The 15560-nt window shown below is 67.8% G+C and carries 15 protein-coding genes and 1 pseudogene; 9 read left to right on the forward strand and 7 right to left on the reverse strand.

The annotated features are described in order from the left end of the window. On the forward strand, nt 1–264 hold a 264-nt coding region (locus ABNT58_RS23050), incomplete at its 5' end, for a pyridoxamine 5'-phosphate oxidase family protein (RefSeq protein WP_348755737.1). Nucleotides 265–289: 25 nt separating this feature from the next. Here the strand turns inward: ABNT58_RS23050 and ABNT58_RS23055 are convergent. The 3 genes and pseudogenes from ABNT58_RS23055 to ABNT58_RS23065 all read right to left on the reverse strand — a co-directional run. After that, a complete protein-coding gene (locus ABNT58_RS23055) occupies nt 290–1192 on the reverse strand; it encodes a LysR family transcriptional regulator (RefSeq protein ID WP_348755738.1) in 903 nt (300 codons plus the stop codon). 54 nt (nt 1193–1246) lie between these two features. Next, a complete protein-coding gene (locus ABNT58_RS23060) occupies nt 1247–1990 on the reverse strand; it encodes a hypothetical protein (protein ID WP_348755739.1) in 744 nt (247 codons plus the stop codon). Nucleotides 1991–2201: 211 nt separating this feature from the next. Next, nucleotides 2202–2651, reverse strand: a pseudogene (locus ABNT58_RS23065) (AraC family transcriptional regulator); the annotation flags it as partial. A 103-nt stretch (nt 2652–2754) separates the two neighbouring features. Between ABNT58_RS23065 and ABNT58_RS23070 the strand changes: the two are divergent. Further along, nucleotides 2755–3585 carry an oxidoreductase gene (locus ABNT58_RS23070; protein WP_348755751.1) on the forward strand — a complete coding sequence of 277 codons (831 nt, stop codon included), beginning with the start codon at nt 2755–2757 and terminating at the stop codon, nt 3583–3585. Here the strand turns inward: ABNT58_RS23070 and ABNT58_RS23075 are convergent, their stop codons facing one another. Then, nucleotides 3586–4671, reverse strand: coding sequence for a pirin family protein (locus ABNT58_RS23075; RefSeq protein WP_348755740.1), 1086 nt, complete (start codon nt 4669–4671; stop codon nt 3586–3588). A 275-nt stretch (nt 4672–4946) separates the two neighbouring features. Between ABNT58_RS23075 and ABNT58_RS23080 the strand changes: the two genes are divergently transcribed. The 3 genes from ABNT58_RS23080 to ABNT58_RS23090 all read left to right on the forward strand — a co-directional run bounded on the left by ABNT58_RS23080 (nt 4947) and on the right by ABNT58_RS23090 (nt 8072). Next, nucleotides 4947–5873, forward strand: a complete 927-nt coding sequence (locus ABNT58_RS23080; protein WP_348755741.1) for an SAM-dependent methyltransferase — start codon at nt 4947–4949, stop codon at nt 5871–5873. Between the two features lie 97 nt (nt 5874–5970). After that, nucleotides 5971–7089 carry a nuclease-related domain-containing protein gene (locus ABNT58_RS23085; protein ID WP_348755742.1) on the forward strand — a complete coding sequence of 373 codons (1119 nt, stop codon included), beginning with the start codon at nt 5971–5973 and terminating at the stop codon, nt 7087–7089. A 44-nt stretch (nt 7090–7133) separates the two neighbouring features. Further along, the gene (locus ABNT58_RS23090) at nt 7134–8072 is read left to right on the forward strand and encodes an ornithine cyclodeaminase family protein (RefSeq protein WP_348755743.1); all 939 of its coding nucleotides are present in this window, start codon (nt 7134–7136) and stop codon (nt 8070–8072) included. Between the two features lie 168 nt (nt 8073–8240). On the opposite strand, the gene ABNT58_RS23095 is transcribed toward ABNT58_RS23090, so the two are convergent. Beyond that, entirely contained in the window at nt 8241–8870 is a 630-nt protein-coding gene (locus ABNT58_RS23095; RefSeq protein WP_348755744.1) for a winged helix-turn-helix domain-containing protein, read from the reverse strand. A gap of 411 nt (nt 8871–9281) precedes the next feature. On the opposite strand from ABNT58_RS23095, the gene ABNT58_RS23100 reads away from it, so the two are divergent. The 3 genes from ABNT58_RS23100 to ABNT58_RS23110 all read left to right on the forward strand — a co-directional run bounded on the left by ABNT58_RS23100 (nt 9282) and on the right by ABNT58_RS23110 (nt 12434). Continuing rightward, complete coding sequence (locus tag ABNT58_RS23100; RefSeq protein ID WP_348755745.1) at nt 9282–10760, forward strand: NCS1 family nucleobase:cation symporter-1; 1479 nt, start codon at nt 9282–9284, stop codon at nt 10758–10760. 29 nt (nt 10761–10789) lie between these two features. Then, nucleotides 10790–11527, forward strand: a complete 738-nt coding sequence (locus ABNT58_RS23105; protein ID WP_348755746.1) for an aspartate/glutamate racemase family protein — start codon at nt 10790–10792, stop codon at nt 11525–11527. A gap of 148 nt (nt 11528–11675) precedes the next feature. Then, nucleotides 11676–12434, forward strand: a complete 759-nt coding sequence (locus ABNT58_RS23110; RefSeq protein ID WP_348755747.1) for a GntR family transcriptional regulator — start codon at nt 11676–11678, stop codon at nt 12432–12434. A 7-nt stretch (nt 12435–12441) separates the two neighbouring features. Here ABNT58_RS23110 and ABNT58_RS23115 read toward each other — a convergent pair whose 3' ends face one another. Both ABNT58_RS23115 and ABNT58_RS23120 read right to left on the reverse strand, forming a co-directional pair. Next, nucleotides 12442–13461, reverse strand: coding sequence for a DUF4325 domain-containing protein (locus ABNT58_RS23115; RefSeq protein WP_348755748.1), 1020 nt, complete (start codon nt 13459–13461; stop codon nt 12442–12444). A gap of 69 nt (nt 13462–13530) precedes the next feature. Next, nucleotides 13531–14097 (reverse strand): TetR/AcrR family transcriptional regulator, encoded by a 567-nt coding sequence (locus ABNT58_RS23120; RefSeq protein WP_348755749.1) that lies wholly within the window; start codon nt 14095–14097, stop codon nt 13531–13533. 48 nt (nt 14098–14145) lie between these two features. On the opposite strand from ABNT58_RS23120, the gene ABNT58_RS23125 reads away from it, so the two are divergent. After that, complete coding sequence (locus tag ABNT58_RS23125) at nt 14146–15000, forward strand: patatin-like phospholipase family protein (protein ID WP_348755750.1); 855 nt, start codon at nt 14146–14148, stop codon at nt 14998–15000. Nucleotides 15001–15560 lie beyond the last annotated feature (560 nt).

Genomic DNA, 15560 nt, shown 5'->3' on the forward strand with positions numbered 1-15560 from the left:
ACGCTGCTGCTGCCCGACTATTCGGGCAACCAGATGTTCATGACCCTGGGCAACCTGATGGTGGACGAGCGCGCCGGGCTGCTGTTCATCGACTTCGACACCGGCGACCTGCTGACCTTGACCGGCCACGCCCAGCTGCTGTGGGATGGCCCCGAGGTGGCTGCCCTCGACGGGGCGCAGCGGGCGCTGCGCTTCCGGCTTCAAGAAGGCTGGCGGCTGTCGCAGGCGTTGCCGATGCGGTGGCAGCGGTTGGAGCGCACTTGAACTGGCAACCCGAAGGCGCGAGCGGTCATTGCAGGAAAGGATCGGCCCGCAGCGCTTCGACCACCGCGTCGATGAAACCGCGCACCTTCTGCGTGGCGCGCCGGCCTTCCAGGTGCACCACGTGGATGGGCAGCGGCGCGGTCTCGAAGGCTTCCAGCACCGGCACCAGCGTGCCGTCGCGCAACCAGGGCGCGGCCTGGTAGCTCAACAAGCGCGCGATGCCGAAGTGCGCCTGGGCGGCCGCGATGGCCGCGTCGTTGGTGGTGGTGCGCAGGCGCACCGGCAGGGGCAGCACTAGCGGTCGGCCGGCTTCGGAAAAGCGCCAGTCGGCCACCGGCGTGGTCACGCCGGCTGATACCAGGTGGTGCCCGTCGGACAGGTCCCGTGGATGCTGCGGCGTGCCGGCTTCGGCCAGGTACCGGGGCGAGGCCACCATCATGCGCCGCACCCGGCCCACCCGCACCGCCTGCAAGGAAGAATCGGGCAACTCGCCGATGCGCACCGCCACGTCGATGCCTTCTTCCACGATGTTGACCACGCGGTCCAGGAACAGGCACTGCGCATCGACCTGGGGATGCGCCTGCAGGTAGCGCACCAGCACCGGCGTGACGTACAGCTGGCCGAACAGCACCGGCGCGGTGAGGGTGAGCGTGCCACGCGGTGCCGCATGGGTGCCGGCGGCCGCCACCTCGGCCTCGTCGATCTCGGCCAGGATGCGCCGGCAGTCGGCCGCATAACGCGCCCCGGCATCGGTCACCCGCACCACCCGCGTGGTGCGCGTGAGCAGCCGCAGGCCCAGCCGTTCTTCCAGCTCCGCCACCGCCCGCGTGACCACCGGCGGCGACAAGTCCAGCTTGCGCGCCGCCGCGGCAAAGCCGCCGGTATCGACGACGGCGACGAAGACAGTCATGGCTTGCAGGCGGTCCATGCGGTCGGCGTGGTGAGTGGGAAGGGCTGGATGGTGGATGGGAGGTCAGGCCCTCTACTTCAGGGCACGAGCCGTCACTTTCTCAAGCATGGTGACGATCTCGACGCTGGTCATGGGCGTACCGGTGGGTTTCATCCAGTAGCGATACGGTGGGGTGGTACGCTGCACCACAGCGATGGCACCAGGCAGAGCGGGCCCCGGGTGCCAGTGGTCGAGGTTGCCCGCCGTTGCTGCGTTCAGATTGTTGTGGCCAATCGCGGTGACCATTTCTTTGCAGATGAGCTTCACGGCTTTGGCGTCGATCTGCTTTGCCTTCAGTGCGCCAAACAGTGATTCACGGAGCTTCTGCAAGTCGCCAGCTGGCGTGGCTTGAGGCGCACCTGCAAAATCGACGTCTTCCACGGTGAAGTCCATGTTGTCGCCGCCCGGGTCGTCGGCTCGGTTGTTCAAGCCGAGGGCGAGGTTGGCTGGCAACGAGAAAATTTCCTGCTCAATGTCTTCCAGCGCGGCAACCTGATGTGGCTTGGGCCGAGTGCCCGCTTTGCACTCGCTGGCCGCCACGCCGAATGCTTTGATGGCTTTGCCGTCACGTGAAGGGCTCAGCTGCATCAGCGCATTGATGAGCTCTGTATCCGCTGTGCCGGCTAGCACCTGATTCAGCGCGCCACGCAGAGCGTTCCATGGAATACGGTGATCGAGCTTCATCACGAAATGAACCACGTTGACGCGGCCGGCCGTGATGAAGTTCGGTCGAGCCGGGTTGTCTGCGAACGACTTGGTCTGGTACTGATAGGGCATGGCGAGGCTCTGTTGGAGCGCCCGGGACCAGTCGTTGCATCGGCTCGGAACATTCCGATGAACGACTGATCAGGGATGCGCTGGGGGTGAGGGCAAGGACTGCCTGGTGCAGGCCCGGTTGGCCTCACCTGCCAGGCGCAGGTGTGGTCGAGTCTAGAGATCGGGGCGGCGGTGTCAAACGCTTCTGCCAGTCGTCGCAGCGGGGCGCGCCTCAATGCGACGACACGAACCTCGCCCCCGGCTGGGCCGGTGGAATGTCGAAGCTGGCTTTCATCCGCTTCGCCTCCGCGGCCGGCGTGAGGCCGAACAGGCGTTTGAACTCGCGGCTGAACTGCGAGGTGCTTTCATAGCCCACGGCATCGCAGGCCGCGGCCGCCGTCATGCCTTCGCGCGCCATCAGCAGGCGCGCCTGGTGCAGCCGGGTCGACTTCAGGTACTGCATCGGTGAGCTTTGGGTCACGGCCTTGAAGTGCACGTGGAACGAGGGCACGCTCATGCCGGCCTCCCGCGCCAGCATGCGCAGGTCGAGCCGATCGGCATAGTGCCGGTGGATGCGCTGCAGCGCCTTGCCGACCTTGCCGAACTGCCCTTGCTGGGTCAGCGCCGCCCGCAGCGATCGGCCCTGCGGGCCGGTGAGCACGCGGAAGTACAGCTCACGCACGTCTGCCAGCGCCGTGAGGTTGTAGCTCTCACGCAGGGCCAGCGCGCGTGCCAGGTGCAGGCTGCCGGCGTGCGGATCTGGTGCTGGTGGGCGTGAGCGCTTCATAAGAACAGGCAATGAATCAAGAACAGGTGTCAGCAGCGGCTTCGGGCGCGCGCTGGCGCAGCAAGTGCTGGCCGAGGGGCACCGCGTGGTCGGCACCGTGCGAACGCGCGAGGCGCGGGCGGCTTTCGAGCAGCTGCATCCGGGCCAGGCCTTGGGCCGCCTGCTGGACGTGACGGAGGTCGAGGCCATCCCGGCCACCGTGGCGCAGGTGGAGGCCGGGCTCGGCCCCATCGACGTGCTGGTGAACAACGCCGGCTACGGGCATGAGGGGGTGATGGAGGAGTCGTCGCTGGACGACCTGCGGCGCCAGTTCGAGGTCAACGTCTTCGGCGCGGTGGCGATGATGAAGGCGGTGCTGCCCTTCATGCGCCAGCGCCGGCGCGGCCACATCATCAACATCACGTCGATGGGCGGCTTCATCACCATGCCCGGCATCAGCTACTACTGCGGCAGCAAGTTCGCGCTGGAGGGCATCTCCGAAGCGCTCGGCCAGGAAGTCCAGGCCCTGGGCATCGCGGTCACGGCGGTGGCGCCCGGTTCCTTCCGCACGGACTGGGCGGGCCGCTCGATGGTGCGATCGCCCAGGCGCATGGCCGATTACGACGCGGTGTTCGACCCCATCCGCGCGGCGCGCCAAGCCAGGAGCGGCCAGCAACTGGGCGACCCGGACAAGGCCGCAGCGGCCCTGCTGCAGCTGATCGACAGCGATGCGCCGCCGGCGCACCTGCTGCTGGGCAGCGATGCCATCGCGCTGGTGCGCCACAAGCTGAGCGCGCTGAACGCCAGCATCGCCGCGTGGGAAAGCGTCAGCCTGTCGACCGACGCCTGATCAGCCGCCGGCGTCGGGCGACGGCCGTTCGGTGCGGCCATCGGCATGCCGGGCGAAGCGGTCTTCTTCATCGCCGTGCACCGGCGCCGGGTCGGGCCACGGCCAGCCGCCGAATTCGGTGCGACGGTAGTCGGCAAAGGCCTGGTGCAGCTCCTGCTGGGTGTTCATGACGAAGGGGCCGTATTGCGCCACCGGCTCGCCGATGGGGCGGCCCTGCAGCATCAGCAGCTCGGCCGGTGCGTCGCCATTGGTCAGCACCACGTCGGCCGTGGCACGCACCTCCACCGAGTGACCGACGGTCACCGGCTGCCCGTCGAGGGTGATCCGGCTGCCCGCGAACAGGTACAGCTTGCGCCGCGTGCCCTCGCCCAGCGCCGCGGGCAAGGTCCAGCGCGCGCCGGGCGCCAGGCGCAGCGTCCACATGGCCAGGTCCGCATGCAGGCGTGAAGCCCACGAGTCCGGCGGCGGCGCCAGCGGCTGCAGCGGCTGGCCGCCAGCGTGCAGCGGGGCCGGCAACGCACCGGCGATGACCACCACTTCGGTGGTGCGCCCGGCGTCGTCGACGAAGGTGTGGCGCGGGATGTCCTGCGACCAGAACATGGTGAAGTGGGGCTCCACCATCTTGCTGTCGGCCGGCAGATTGAGCCAGATCTGGAACAGCTCCAAGGGGTTGGGCCGGTCGGTGTGCAGCAGCGGGAACATCTCTGCATGCACGATGCCCTTGCCGGCCGTCAGCCACTGCACGTCGCCGCCGCCGAAACGCGCGCCGGCGCCCAGCGAATCGGCATGGTCGATGCGGCCCTGGCGCACGATGGTCACGGTCTCGAAGCCGCGGTGCGGGTGGGCCGGGAAGCCGGGCACCTGCTGGCCGTGGTACATGCTCCAGCCGTCCTGGCGCGAGAAGTCGGCGCCCATGTTGCGGCCGGCCAGCAACGAAGGGTCCGGGCCATGGCGGCCGTTGCCCGGCGGATAGGCGTCGTCATGGTGCACGCAGAAGAGGAAGGGGTCGATCGTCTCCCAGGGCATGCCCAAAGGCTCGATGGACAGGATGGGCGAAGCAGGCGTGTCGGGGTGGAGGGTGGTCATGGCAAGGTCCCGGAGATTCGACACCCTACCGCGAACCCGCCACCCGTGCACAGGCTGGCGGGGCGCTCAGGTCGGCCAGGGCAGGCCGAGCGCCGTGCCGCCGATGGGCACTTCGCCGCTGCCGCGCCGGCACACGCCCTCTCATCCCCGGCAGTGTCGGCCCTGCATCACAGTTGCCGAACAGCGGCTGACGTCGGAACATTGATTCTCCGGGCTGCCTGGTGGAGTTGCTCAGTGCCGGCGCCGCCGGCCAGCGTCATGTCGAGGTGTGAACAATGAATGCCCAGAACGCCAGTCGAACCGCCGTGGTGGCCAGCCTCAGCCGGGCGGTTCACACCCGCAGCGATCCTCAGGTGATCCACGCCGACCCCTGGGGCGACCGGCTCTTCTCGGCAGCCACCTGGCACCAGCTCTACCAGGTTGCGCGCCTGAAGAACCCGCAGCTGCCCGAGGCGGCCGACGACGCCGCCGTGCGGACGCTGGTGGGCATCGGCCTGCGGCGCGGGCCCGCCTACCCCAACATCATCGTTCGCTCCCGCTTTGCGGAAGACGCGCTGCAGGCCGCGGCGGCGCGGGGCGTGCGCCAGTACGTGCTGCTGGGGGCGGGCTTCGACAGCTATGCCCTGCGCATGCCGTCGCCCGAGGTCCGGTCGGTCATCGAGATCGACCATCCGGCCACGCAGGCGGTCAAGCGGCAGTGCATCGCGCAGGCGGGGGTGGGGTTGCCCGAGGCGGTCCACTTCGTCGCTGCCGATCTGTCCACCGAGGACTTGTCGGCCGTGTTGAACCGGTTCTTGCCCCATCCGCACGAGCCGGCGTTTTTCTCCTGGCTGGGCGTGACGATGTACCTGACCGAAGAGGCCAATTTGCAGACGCTGCGGGCCATCGCCAGCACGGCGGCCGCTGGCAGCGAGCTGGTGTTCGAGTACGTGGATCAACGCTTCTTCGACACCAGCCGCCTGTGGACCGAGGCCGAGATCGCCTTGCGGCAGACCTTGCAGATTCTGGGCGAGCCCTGGCTCTGCGGCTTCGATCCGGCGCAGTTGCCGGAGCTGCTGGCGTCGGCCGGGTTTGACTTGATCGAAGACGTGCCCGACACCGCGCTGGTGGAACGCTACGACCCGCAAGGGTTGAACGGCCTGCACCCGAGAGGCATGGGCCGGCTGGCGCATGTGAGGGTCAATGGGCGTGGCGTGGCCTGAAGATCATTGCTTCTAAAGGTCCCGACTCCCCCGCTGTCTTGTGCGCTCGCGGCCTGGATGGGCGAGATATTCTCAGCACGAAACTGAGGACGCTTACGTGCTGATCAAGTCTGCGGAAGATCGCGTTGCCGACATCGAGACGCTTACACAATTGCTGAGCCTTCCCGGTTTGGCGTCGACTGTCCGTGCACGCATTGAGCAAGAGATCCGGGCCGTGCGTGCGGGCGCCAAAGGCGAGTCCGAAGCGGCTTACGAAATTGACTTCTACCACCGCGCTTCGACGCGGTGGGCCGTCATCCACGACCTCAGGTTGGAGCACAACGGGCGTGTCGCGCAGATCGACCATCTTCTTATCAGTCGCAGCCTCGATATCTGGGTGTGCGAGTCCAAGCACTTCGCTGAAGGCGTAGCCGTCAACGAGCAGGGTGAGTTCACGGCCTTTTATGGCGGCCGTGCGGTAGGAGTGCCTTCGCCGTTTGAGCAGAACCGCAAGCACATGGCGCTGCTGCGCGAAGTGCTCAGCAGTGATCGCGTGACTCTGCCCAGGCGGCTCGGCTTGCCGATCAAACCTTTGCTGGAGAGCGTGGTGCTGGTGAGCAAGAACGCCAGGATCACGCGGCCGGCAGGCAAGGTGGCAGGGTTGGAGCGCCTGATCAAAACCGATCAGTTACGACCCTTGATTGAAAGAACGATCGACCAGGCCTCGACCGCCGGTACGTTGATGTCGCTTTCCAAAGTTGTAAGCCAGGAGACGATGGAGGACGTTGCACGCCAACTGGTCCGCCTGCATCAGCCAGCCACGTTCAACTGGGCGGCCAAGTTTGGCCTGACGCCGAAGCCGGAGCCGCGTGCCGGGGCGCCATCCGTGATGGAGCGGCTGGCGTCAGCAGCAGACCTTCCAGTGCCGGCGCCAGTTCAGGCGTGCGCATCTGCGCAAGCACCCCCAGCGCCGCGGGCCATGCCCTCTACCGTGCCATCGCCAGCCGCTGGCGCTGACCCACATGAAGGGCGACTGTCCACTTCCAAGCTTGCCAGCGCCCGTGGTGTGCGCACGTCCAAGGAGATGCTTGAAAGGCTGGTGTTGGCCGGCTACCTTCGAGTCGGCAGCGACGGCCAGCATGTGCTCACTGAAGCCGGGCAACTCGCCGGCGGCGTTTTCATCGCCAGGAGCCGCTTCGGGCCTTACTTCCTCTGGCCCGCCGATCTGGCCACGTGAGCCTCCTGGGGGCCAAAACTGGCCTCCTGCGTTACCCTGCCCCCATGAAGATCCTCGACGCCGCCGCCACGCGCCAGGCGCTGCCGTTCGAGCGGCTGATTCCTGCGCTGCAGGCCATGTTCGCGGCGGGCTGCGAGGTGCCGCGTCGGCATGTGCATGCGGTCAATGGCGGGCCGGCGGGCGGGGGCTTCACGTCGCTGTTGATGCCGGCCTGGAACGCGCGCCACTACGGCATCAAGACCATCAACATCGCGCCCGGCAATGCCGGGCGGGGCCTGCCGGGTCTGCATGCGGTCTACCAGTTGTTCGACGCCGTCACCGGCGTGCCGCTGGCCCTGCTGGATGGCGACGAGATCACCGCGCGCCGCACGGCCGCGGCTTCGGCGCTGGCTGCGTCCTTGATCGCGGCGCCAGGGGCGGGGCGGCTGCTGGTGGTGGGCGCCGGTCGGGTGGCGCGGCTGCTGGCGCCGGCCTATGCCGCGGTGCGGCCGCTGCACCAGGTGCAGGTGTGGGCGCGCAGCCTGGCCGCGGCCGAGGCGCTGGCCGAAGAATGGCGCGCGCAAGGCCTGCCGGCGCAGGCGGTGGGCGACCTGGCGGCCGCTGCGCGCCAGGCCGACCTGGTGAGCTGCGCCACGCTGGCCCGGCTGCCGGTGGTGCAGGGCGCGTGGCTGCGCCCGGGCAGCCACCTCGATTTGATCGGCAGCTTCACGCCCGACATGCGCGAGGCCGACGACGCCTGCTTGGCCGGCGCCGCGCTGTACGTGGACACCGAAGAAGCCCTCGAGAAAAGCGGTGACCTGCTGGGCCCGATGGCGCGCGGCGTGTTCACCGCGGCCGACGTGCGCGGCACGCTGGCCACGCTGTGCCAGGGCGGCACGCCGGCGGGTGCCGGCACCGCCCGGCGCACGGTGTTCAAGTCGGTGGGCACCGGCCTGGAAGACCTGGCCGCCGCCGTGCTGGCACTGGACGCTGCCGGCGCTTGAGCCCCATGCGCCCGTGGCGCGCCGCTTGCCGCACACAGGGCCCAACTGCCCTGGAGACTTCCATGAACCAACCCTGGTTGCCCATCTGGCTGCTCGGCGCACCTTTCGTGATGGCCATCATCGAGTGGATGCGCACGCCCAAGGTAAGCCGCTGAGGCGGCAAGGCCTTCAACCCAGGTTCAGCGGTGCCCTGAACTCATAACCCACCCGCGCCACCGCGTGCACCGGCGCAGGCCATCGGCTGGCCTGCTCGATGCGGCGGCGCAGCCGGTACATCATGGCCTGCAGGGCGTTGTCCATGTCGCCGGCCTGCTCGCCCCACAGCGCCTGCAGCAATTCGCGCCGCTGCACGCGGTGCGCCTGTGCCTGCGCCAGGCTCTGCATCACCACGATTTCATTGGCGCTGAGCGCGATGCGCGTGCCGTCGGGCGTCAGCAGCGCATGGTCAGTGGGCCGCAGCGTCCACGGCAGTTCGGTGGGCGGCGCCGCCCGCAGCATCGCGGGTGCCCGCGGGGCGCAGCGCCGCTGCACCGCGCGCAGGGCTGCCATCAGGTGATCGGGCGGCGCATTCAGCGGCAGCACCACGTCGGCACCGGCGTCCAGCGCCGACACCATCTCCTGCTGCGGGCGCCGCGACAGGGCCACGATGCCCGCGGCGCTGCGCTGGTGCAGCAGGGTCAGCAGCGCCATGCCGCCCACGCCGGTCTGCTGCGTCTGCACCACGTACAGCGGGTGGCTGAACGCGCCTTCGGACAACAGGAAGGCGTCGCTGTCGGGCCAGAGTTGCCACTGCTCCAAGGGCAGGCCAGCCTGTGGGGGCTGGGGGCCGAGCCAGGCCAGCATGACCGGGGCCGGCGGAGTTGCTGCAGGCGTAGACATCCGGGAGGCTCCGTGGCGCTGCGAGGGTGCGCAGGACATCGACCATAACCAGTAACTTCGATAGCCCATCAGGTCTGATGCGGCAAAAAAGAGCTGCAACTTAGGGATGGCGTCACGCTGGCCGGGTGCGCGCAGGGCCTACCGCCGCCTGCCAGCGCGGCCGCCACCCGTGTTTCCCCTCATGCCGCAGCCGCAATGAGCGCTTGATTGCACCCATGTTTTGTATACAAATATCGCATGCGCTGCCGACTGGCACGCATCGGCGGCCCGGCCCTGTGCTGCGGTTCCGGCCGGACACCTCCGCCGTCCTTCCTATTCGAGGAGCGATCCATGACGACAGCCATCAGCGCCACAGCCGTACCCGCGGCTGTCCAGGCGCACCCTGAATCCAACGCGCTGATCAAGCCCGGCTACCACCCGCGGCTGACCAACGAAGACCTGGCGCCGCTGAAGAAGCAGACCTGGGGCCAGTACAACATCTTCGCGTTCTGGATGAGCGACGTGCACAGCGTCGGCGGCTACATCACCGCCGGCAGCCTGTTCGCGCTGGGGCTGTCGAGCTGGCAGGTGCTGGTGTCGCTGCTGGTGGGCATCGTCATCGTGCAGTTCTTCTGCAACCTGGTGGCCAAGCCCAGCCAGGTCACGGGCACGCCTTATCCGGTGGTGTGTCGCGCCTCCTTCGGCGTGCTGGGCGCCAACATCCCGGCCATCATCCGCGGGCTGATCGCGGTGGCCTGGTACGGCATCCAGACCTACCTGGCTTCCAGCGCCTTCATGGTGCTGGCGCTGCACTTCTACCCCAACCTGGCGCCTTATGCCGACGTGGCGCAGCACGGCTTCGTGGGCCTGTCCATGCTGGGCTGGGTGGCGTTCATGGTGATGTGGGTGCTGCAGGCCTTCGTGTTCTGGCACGGCATGGAAGCCATCCGCAAGTTCATCGACTGGGCCGGCCCGGGCGTGTACGTGGTCATGGCCGTGCTGTGCGGCTGGCTGGTGTGGAAGGCGGGCTGGAACAACGTCAACCTGAACCTGGGCGGCATCAAGTTCCAGGGCTGGGACGCGCTGCCGGTGATGCTGTCGGCCATTGCGCTGGTGGTCAGCTACTTCAGCGGCCCGATGCTCAACTTCGGCGACTTCTCGCGCTACGGCAAGAGCTTCGAAGCGGTGAAGAAGGGCAACTTCTGGGGCCTGCCCATCAACTTCGTGTTCTTCTCGCTGCTGACGGTGATCACCACCGCCGCCACGCTGCCGGTGTTCGGCGAGCTGATCACCGACCCGGTGCACACCGTGGGCCGCATCGACAGCAGCACGGCCGTGGTGCTGGGCGCGCTCACCTTCATGATCGCCACCGTCGGCATCAACATCGTGGCCAACTTCGTGTCGCCGGCCTTCGACTTCAGCAACGTGGCGCCGCAGCACATCAGCTGGCGCACCGGCGGCATGATCGCCGCGGTCGGCAGCATCTTTCTCACGCCCTGGAACCTCTACAACAACCCCGAGGTCATCCACTACACGCTCGACGTGCTGGGCTCCTTCATCGGCCCGCTGTTCGGCATCCTCATCGCCGACTACTACCTGGTGCAGCGCCAGCAGATCGACGTGGATGCGCTCTACACCATGAGCGAACGCGGCCGCTACTGGTATGCCAAGGGCTACAACCCCAAGGCCATCATCGCGATGGTGCCTGCGGCCTTGATCCCCATCCTGTGCGTCATCGTGCCGGCCTGGCGCGGCGCCGCCAACTACGCCTGGTTCATCGGCATGGCGCTGGGCTTCGTGATCTACGCGGCCATCAACCGCAAGTCCTGAACTGCAAGACAAGAAGAGAGAGCCTCGTCGTGCGCATCAAGATCATCAACCCCAACACCACGCAGAGCATGACCGACAAGATCGGGGCCTGCGCCCGCGCGGTGGCGCGGCCCGGCACCGAGATCCTGGCGGTCAGCCCCGCGATGGGGCCGGCCTCCATCGAGAGCCACTACGACGAGGCGCTGGCCGTGCCCGGCCTGCTGCAGGAGATCGCGGCCGGCGAGCGCGACGGCATCGACGGCTACGTGATCGCCTGCTTCGGCGACCCCGGCCTGCTGGCCGCGCGTGAACTGGCCGCCGGCCCGGTGCTGGGCATTGCCGAGGCGGCCATGCACCTGGCCAGCATGCTGGGCAGCAGCTTCTCGGTGGTGACCACGCTGGGCCGCACCATCGGCCAGGCGCGCCACCTGGCCGAGGCTTATGGCATGGCCCGCTTCTGCGCCAACGTGCGCGCCTGCGAGCTGCCGGTGCTGGAGCTGGAAGACCCGCGCAGCGGCGCGCGCGAGCGCATCGTGGCCGAGTGCCGGCGCGCGCTGGAAGAAGACGGCTCGGACGTCATCGTGCTGGGCTGCGCCGGCATGGCCGACCTGTGCGAGCACGTGGCCGACGTGCTGGGCGTGCCGGTGATCGACGGCGTGGCCGCAGCCACGCAGCTGGCGGAATCGATGGTGAACCTGCGGCTGCGCACCAGCAAGCGCGGCGAGCTGGCGCGGCCCCTGCCCAAGGCCTACAGCGGCGCGCTGCAGGGCTTTGCCATCCGCGCGTGAATGGGGGCACCCGGCTTCACGGAACCGTGAAGCCACCCTCCGAGAGGGTCCGGGCCCGCTTGGGAGCGGCCCGGCGCTGGGCCCGGACGGGGCAGGCGGCATGCCTTCGGCCGGCTTGAGGGCGCAGCGCTGGGCCACAATCGTGGCCATGCCCCGCGCCCGCAAGACCGCCGAACCTGCTGCCGCATCTGCTGCCCCGTCCGCGGCCGACACCGCCGCTGCGGCCGCGCCGCAGGCCACGGTGGAAAGCATTGCGCAGGATTTGGCGCAGGCCATCGTGGAAAAGCGCCTGCCGCCCGGCACCTGGCTGCGCGAAGAGGCGCTGGGCCGGGTGTATGCAGTCAGCCGCACCAAGGTGCGGGCGGCGCTGCTCACGCTCAGCAAGGACAAGCTGATCGAGATCATCCCGGACAAGGGCGCCTTCGTCAGCCGCCCCAGCGTGCAGGAAGCGCGCGAAGTGTTTGCGGTGCGCCGCATCCTGGAGGCCGAGGTGGTGCGCCTGTTCGTGGCCGGCGCCAAGCGCAGCCACTATCAGGCGCTGGAGCAGCACATCCGTACCGAGCGCAACACGCTGCGCGAGGTAGCCACCAATGGCACCGTGCGTGAAAAGCTGCTGGGCGACTTCCACGTGGCGCTGGCCGAATGCACCGGCCACCGGGTGCTGACCGAGCTGGTGCGCGAGCTGGTGGCGCGCAGCTCGCTCATCGCGATGCTCTACCACTCCGACAACGACGCGCACTGCTCGTCCGACGAGCATGCCGACTTCCTGCGCATCTGCCGCCAGGGCGACGCCGAAGCCGCCGTGGCGCAGATGACGGGCCACTTGCAGCGCATCGAAAACAGCCTGCGGCTGGACGGCGCGGTGCCGGATCGGCAGACGGATCTGGTGAAGGCGTTGCTGGCCTGAACCGTCCTCAGCCCGCCGCGGTGACGCGGCGCACCATGCGCAGAACGTCTTCGCCGGCGTTGACGGTTTCCAGCCGGATATCGGGGTGCGCACGCGCGTAAACACGGAACAGCTCATCGGCAAAACCCTGGCCGATGCTGTCCACGCCCTCGAAATCGAGCACGACGATCTTGAAGCGATCGAAGCGTGCGATCAGTCGCTTGGCTTGCGAGCGGGAGACCAATTGTTCGGTGCCGTACTTGGCGAGCCGCATCGGCACCACGGTCTTGTCGAACGTGAAGTCGTCCGGGCCACTGGTGTACTGATCGAAGATTTCCCGCGTCGTGCGCGTGCTGTCCGCCGCGATGCTCATGAAGACGATGGTGCCGTCTGCGGCATCCGCGACCTCATCGAGCCGGTCCTGCAGGTCCGCACTCAGGTGCGCGTAGCGCAGGTCGTTGGCCTGGATCAGGAATTGGTCGAACATGCGTGAGGTGAAGAACACGCCCTCGCCGGAGTGACGGGTGGGATCGGTGGTGAACTTGCCCTTCGACAGTTCGAGCAGCGCCTGCCGCTCGTCAGGCAAGTCCAGTGCACGCGCGATCTTGCGAAAGATGCCCAGGCCATCGTCAGCGATGGCGATGTCCAGCCTGCTGTCGGACAAGGTCATGCTGCACAGCACGTTGGTGCCTTCCGAGTGATCGATGGCGTTGTTGAGCATCTCCGTGAAGCCATGATGCGCGATGCCGCGCACATTGGGCCTGAGTTGGAAGAAGGGGTCGAAGTCACGTTCCCACGGCGTCTGCTCGTCCAAGCCCTGCAGCAGGTACCAACGGCGAACCCGGCGCTTGTAGCCGGGCGTGAATACCGGGTGCGTGGCCGGTCCGCTGCGGGCAATCCAACCCGCAGCTTCCAGCTCCTTGATGTACTTCGCCGCGGTGGCCCGAGACACCTGGTGCCGCTCCTGCAGCACGCGGCTCAAGTCGCGCGGATGCGCGAGCACGTCTTGCGTGATGGTGGACGTGAGTTGTGCAAGGCGGGCAGTCATGCACCCATCGTAGAACAACTTGTAAACCCGGGCGCTGCGTTTTGTAAGTCATCGCGCGCTTCGGCTGCGTTACTTGGCGCGGGCCGGCGGCTTCGGCTGTGGCTGCTTGCGCTGTGCGCCGGTTCGTAAGGTCCCTGATGACGGCAGAGCAGCCTTGACCATGCGGCTGGCTGCGGCAAACGCGCCGGTCGTCGGTTTGGCTTTGGCCAGCAGCATGGCGCCGTGGAACGCCATCAGGGTGCAGGCGGCCAGTTCTCGAGCGGCGGCACCCGTCAGTCCCAGCTTCGCATAGGCATCCTGGATGGCGCTGGACCAGTCTTGCATCGCATCGCGCAGACGCTGCTGCAACGCTGGACTTTCGACCTCGGCACTGAACATGGCCGCAGCGATGGGGCAGCCTCCGGAGTGCGAAGTGGCATCGATCCAGCTCGCCCCGGCAGTGAACAGTCCCTCGACGAATTCGGCCGGGGTGGCCGCCGCCCCGGCCGCCCGCTCGATCAGGCGTCGCCCCGTGTGCGCCGCCAGCGCAACTGCTTCGTCCAGCAGTTGATCGCGGCCGCCGGGAAAGTAGTGATAGACCGATCCACGCGGAGCCTTGGCTTCACGGGCGACCTCCACCAAGTTGATGCCGGCCATGCCGCGTTGGGGCAACCATCGCGCATCAGCGCTGCGTCCATCACGCCATTGTCCCTTCGCCTGACCGACCTGGAGCGATTCCGAACCATGGTGTTTGCCGGCGGCGGCAACCGGTGCATGTGGCAGGCCGGCGTGGTGACTTGGCTCCGGCAGCGGGGCTTTCACTTGCCTCCCGATCTGGTCGGGACGAGCGCCGGTGCCGGCGTGGCTGCTGCGCTCTTGGCGCATCGAGCCGAACACGCGTTTTCGATCTGCAAGCAGCTTTATGCCGGCAACGCTCACCTCATTGACCGCGACGCCTTGAAGAGGCTGCGACTGAGGTTTGGTCATCGACATATCTACCCTGCGTGGATCGCGGCGTACGTCAACGCCGACACCTTCGAAGCGTTGCGTGCTTCACGCACGAGGCTTCGTGTCGCCATCACCCATCCCTCCCGCTGGCTGGGGGTCAAGGGGTCGGTGATGGCTGCGACATTGGCCTATCTGGCAGACAAGCATTTGACGCACAGCATCCATCCGCGTTTGCCGCGATGGTTGGGGTTGAGGCAAGGCTTCTTCGGTTTGCAGGACTGCGCAAATTTCGAGGATGCGCAGAGCTTGCTCTACGTAGCGGGCTCCGCCGCCCCCTTCATGCCCTTGAGGCGATGGCAGGGCGCGGTGGCCATGGACGGGGGCTACACCGACAATGCGCCCATTCCGCCGCAGTCAGTGGCTGAACGCCAGGCCACGCTGGTGTTGCTCACTCGCCACTACCCGTCCTTGCCATCCACATTCCGCTGGCACGGTCGCACCTACTGGCAGCCCAGCCGCCCCGTACCGGTGTCCACCTTCGACTGCACACCCAAGACCACCATCGATGCCGCGTGGGCGTTGGGCGAAGGCGATGCGCGCCAGTTGCTTTGAGACGGAGCGAGCGACGAATATGCCGACTTCCTGCTGGTGGCCTGCGCACACTGGGCCATGACCGCCCCCACCGTCCACCTGTATGTCTTTGAGCGCAGCCCTGCGGGCCGACTCCGCCGCGGTGCTCGCGGCGAAATCGCGCTGCAAAAACTCCCTACGTTCGCTGACGCTCACTGCCCTCGGACAATTGCCGCGAGTCAGTTGACGATGCGCGCTGGCGCGCGCCGACCTCGCCGCTGCGCTCCTCGCCGCCCCAGAAATCGCCCCACCACCCCCCACCCACCGCACGACTCGGGCGGGCTCACGCCAGCCGTCCGTCGCGTGGAAAGGAAATGGGCGCTGCCCCCATGGCGCGGCCGCATGCACGGCGCGGCGTGCGATGCGCGCAGCGCGAGCCCGCAACGCGCAGCGCCACGGTGGCACTTTGCGCAGGGCCGTGCGGGTGGGTTCGGGGGCGCATCTGGAGCGCCGAGCAACGCAGGGTGGGTGGCCGCGCGCGCAGCGCGCTTCGTGCACTGACTCGCGGTCGTTGTTCGAGTGCAGTGAGCGCAGCGAACGTA

The sequence above is a fragment of the uncultured Aquincola sp. genome (assembly GCF_964001545.1).
In the GTDB taxonomy this organism is placed as follows: domain Bacteria; phylum Pseudomonadota; class Gammaproteobacteria; order Burkholderiales; family Burkholderiaceae_C; genus Aquincola.

Bases quoted from the DNA above. Each gene is read 5' to 3' on its own strand.
- ABNT58_RS23055 (WP_348755738.1), bottom strand. From the start codon at position 1,192: ATGGACCGCCTGCAAGCCATGACTGTCTTCGTCGCCGTCGTCGATACC.
- ABNT58_RS23060 (WP_348755739.1), bottom strand. From the start codon at position 1,990: ATGCCCTATCAGTACCAGACCAAGTCGTTCGCAGACAACCCGGCTCGA.
- ABNT58_RS23075 (WP_348755740.1), bottom strand. From the start codon at position 4,671: ATGACCACCCTCCACCCCGACACGCCTGCTTCGCCCATCCTGTCCATC.
- ABNT58_RS23080 (WP_348755741.1), top strand. From the start codon at position 4,947: ATGAATGCCCAGAACGCCAGTCGAACCGCCGTGGTGGCCAGCCTCAGC.
- ABNT58_RS23090 (WP_348755743.1), top strand. From the start codon at position 7,134: ATGAAGATCCTCGACGCCGCCGCCACGCGCCAGGCGCTGCCGTTCGAG.
- ABNT58_RS23100 (WP_348755745.1), top strand. From the start codon at position 9,282: ATGACGACAGCCATCAGCGCCACAGCCGTACCCGCGGCTGTCCAGGCG.
- ABNT58_RS23110 (WP_348755747.1), top strand. From the start codon at position 11,676: ATGCCCCGCGCCCGCAAGACCGCCGAACCTGCTGCCGCATCTGCTGCC.
- ABNT58_RS23115 (WP_348755748.1), bottom strand. From the start codon at position 13,461: ATGACTGCCCGCCTTGCACAACTCACGTCCACCATCACGCAAGACGTG.
- ABNT58_RS23120 (WP_348755749.1), bottom strand. From the start codon at position 14,097: ATGGCCGGCATCAACTTGGTGGAGGTCGCCCGTGAAGCCAAGGCTCCG.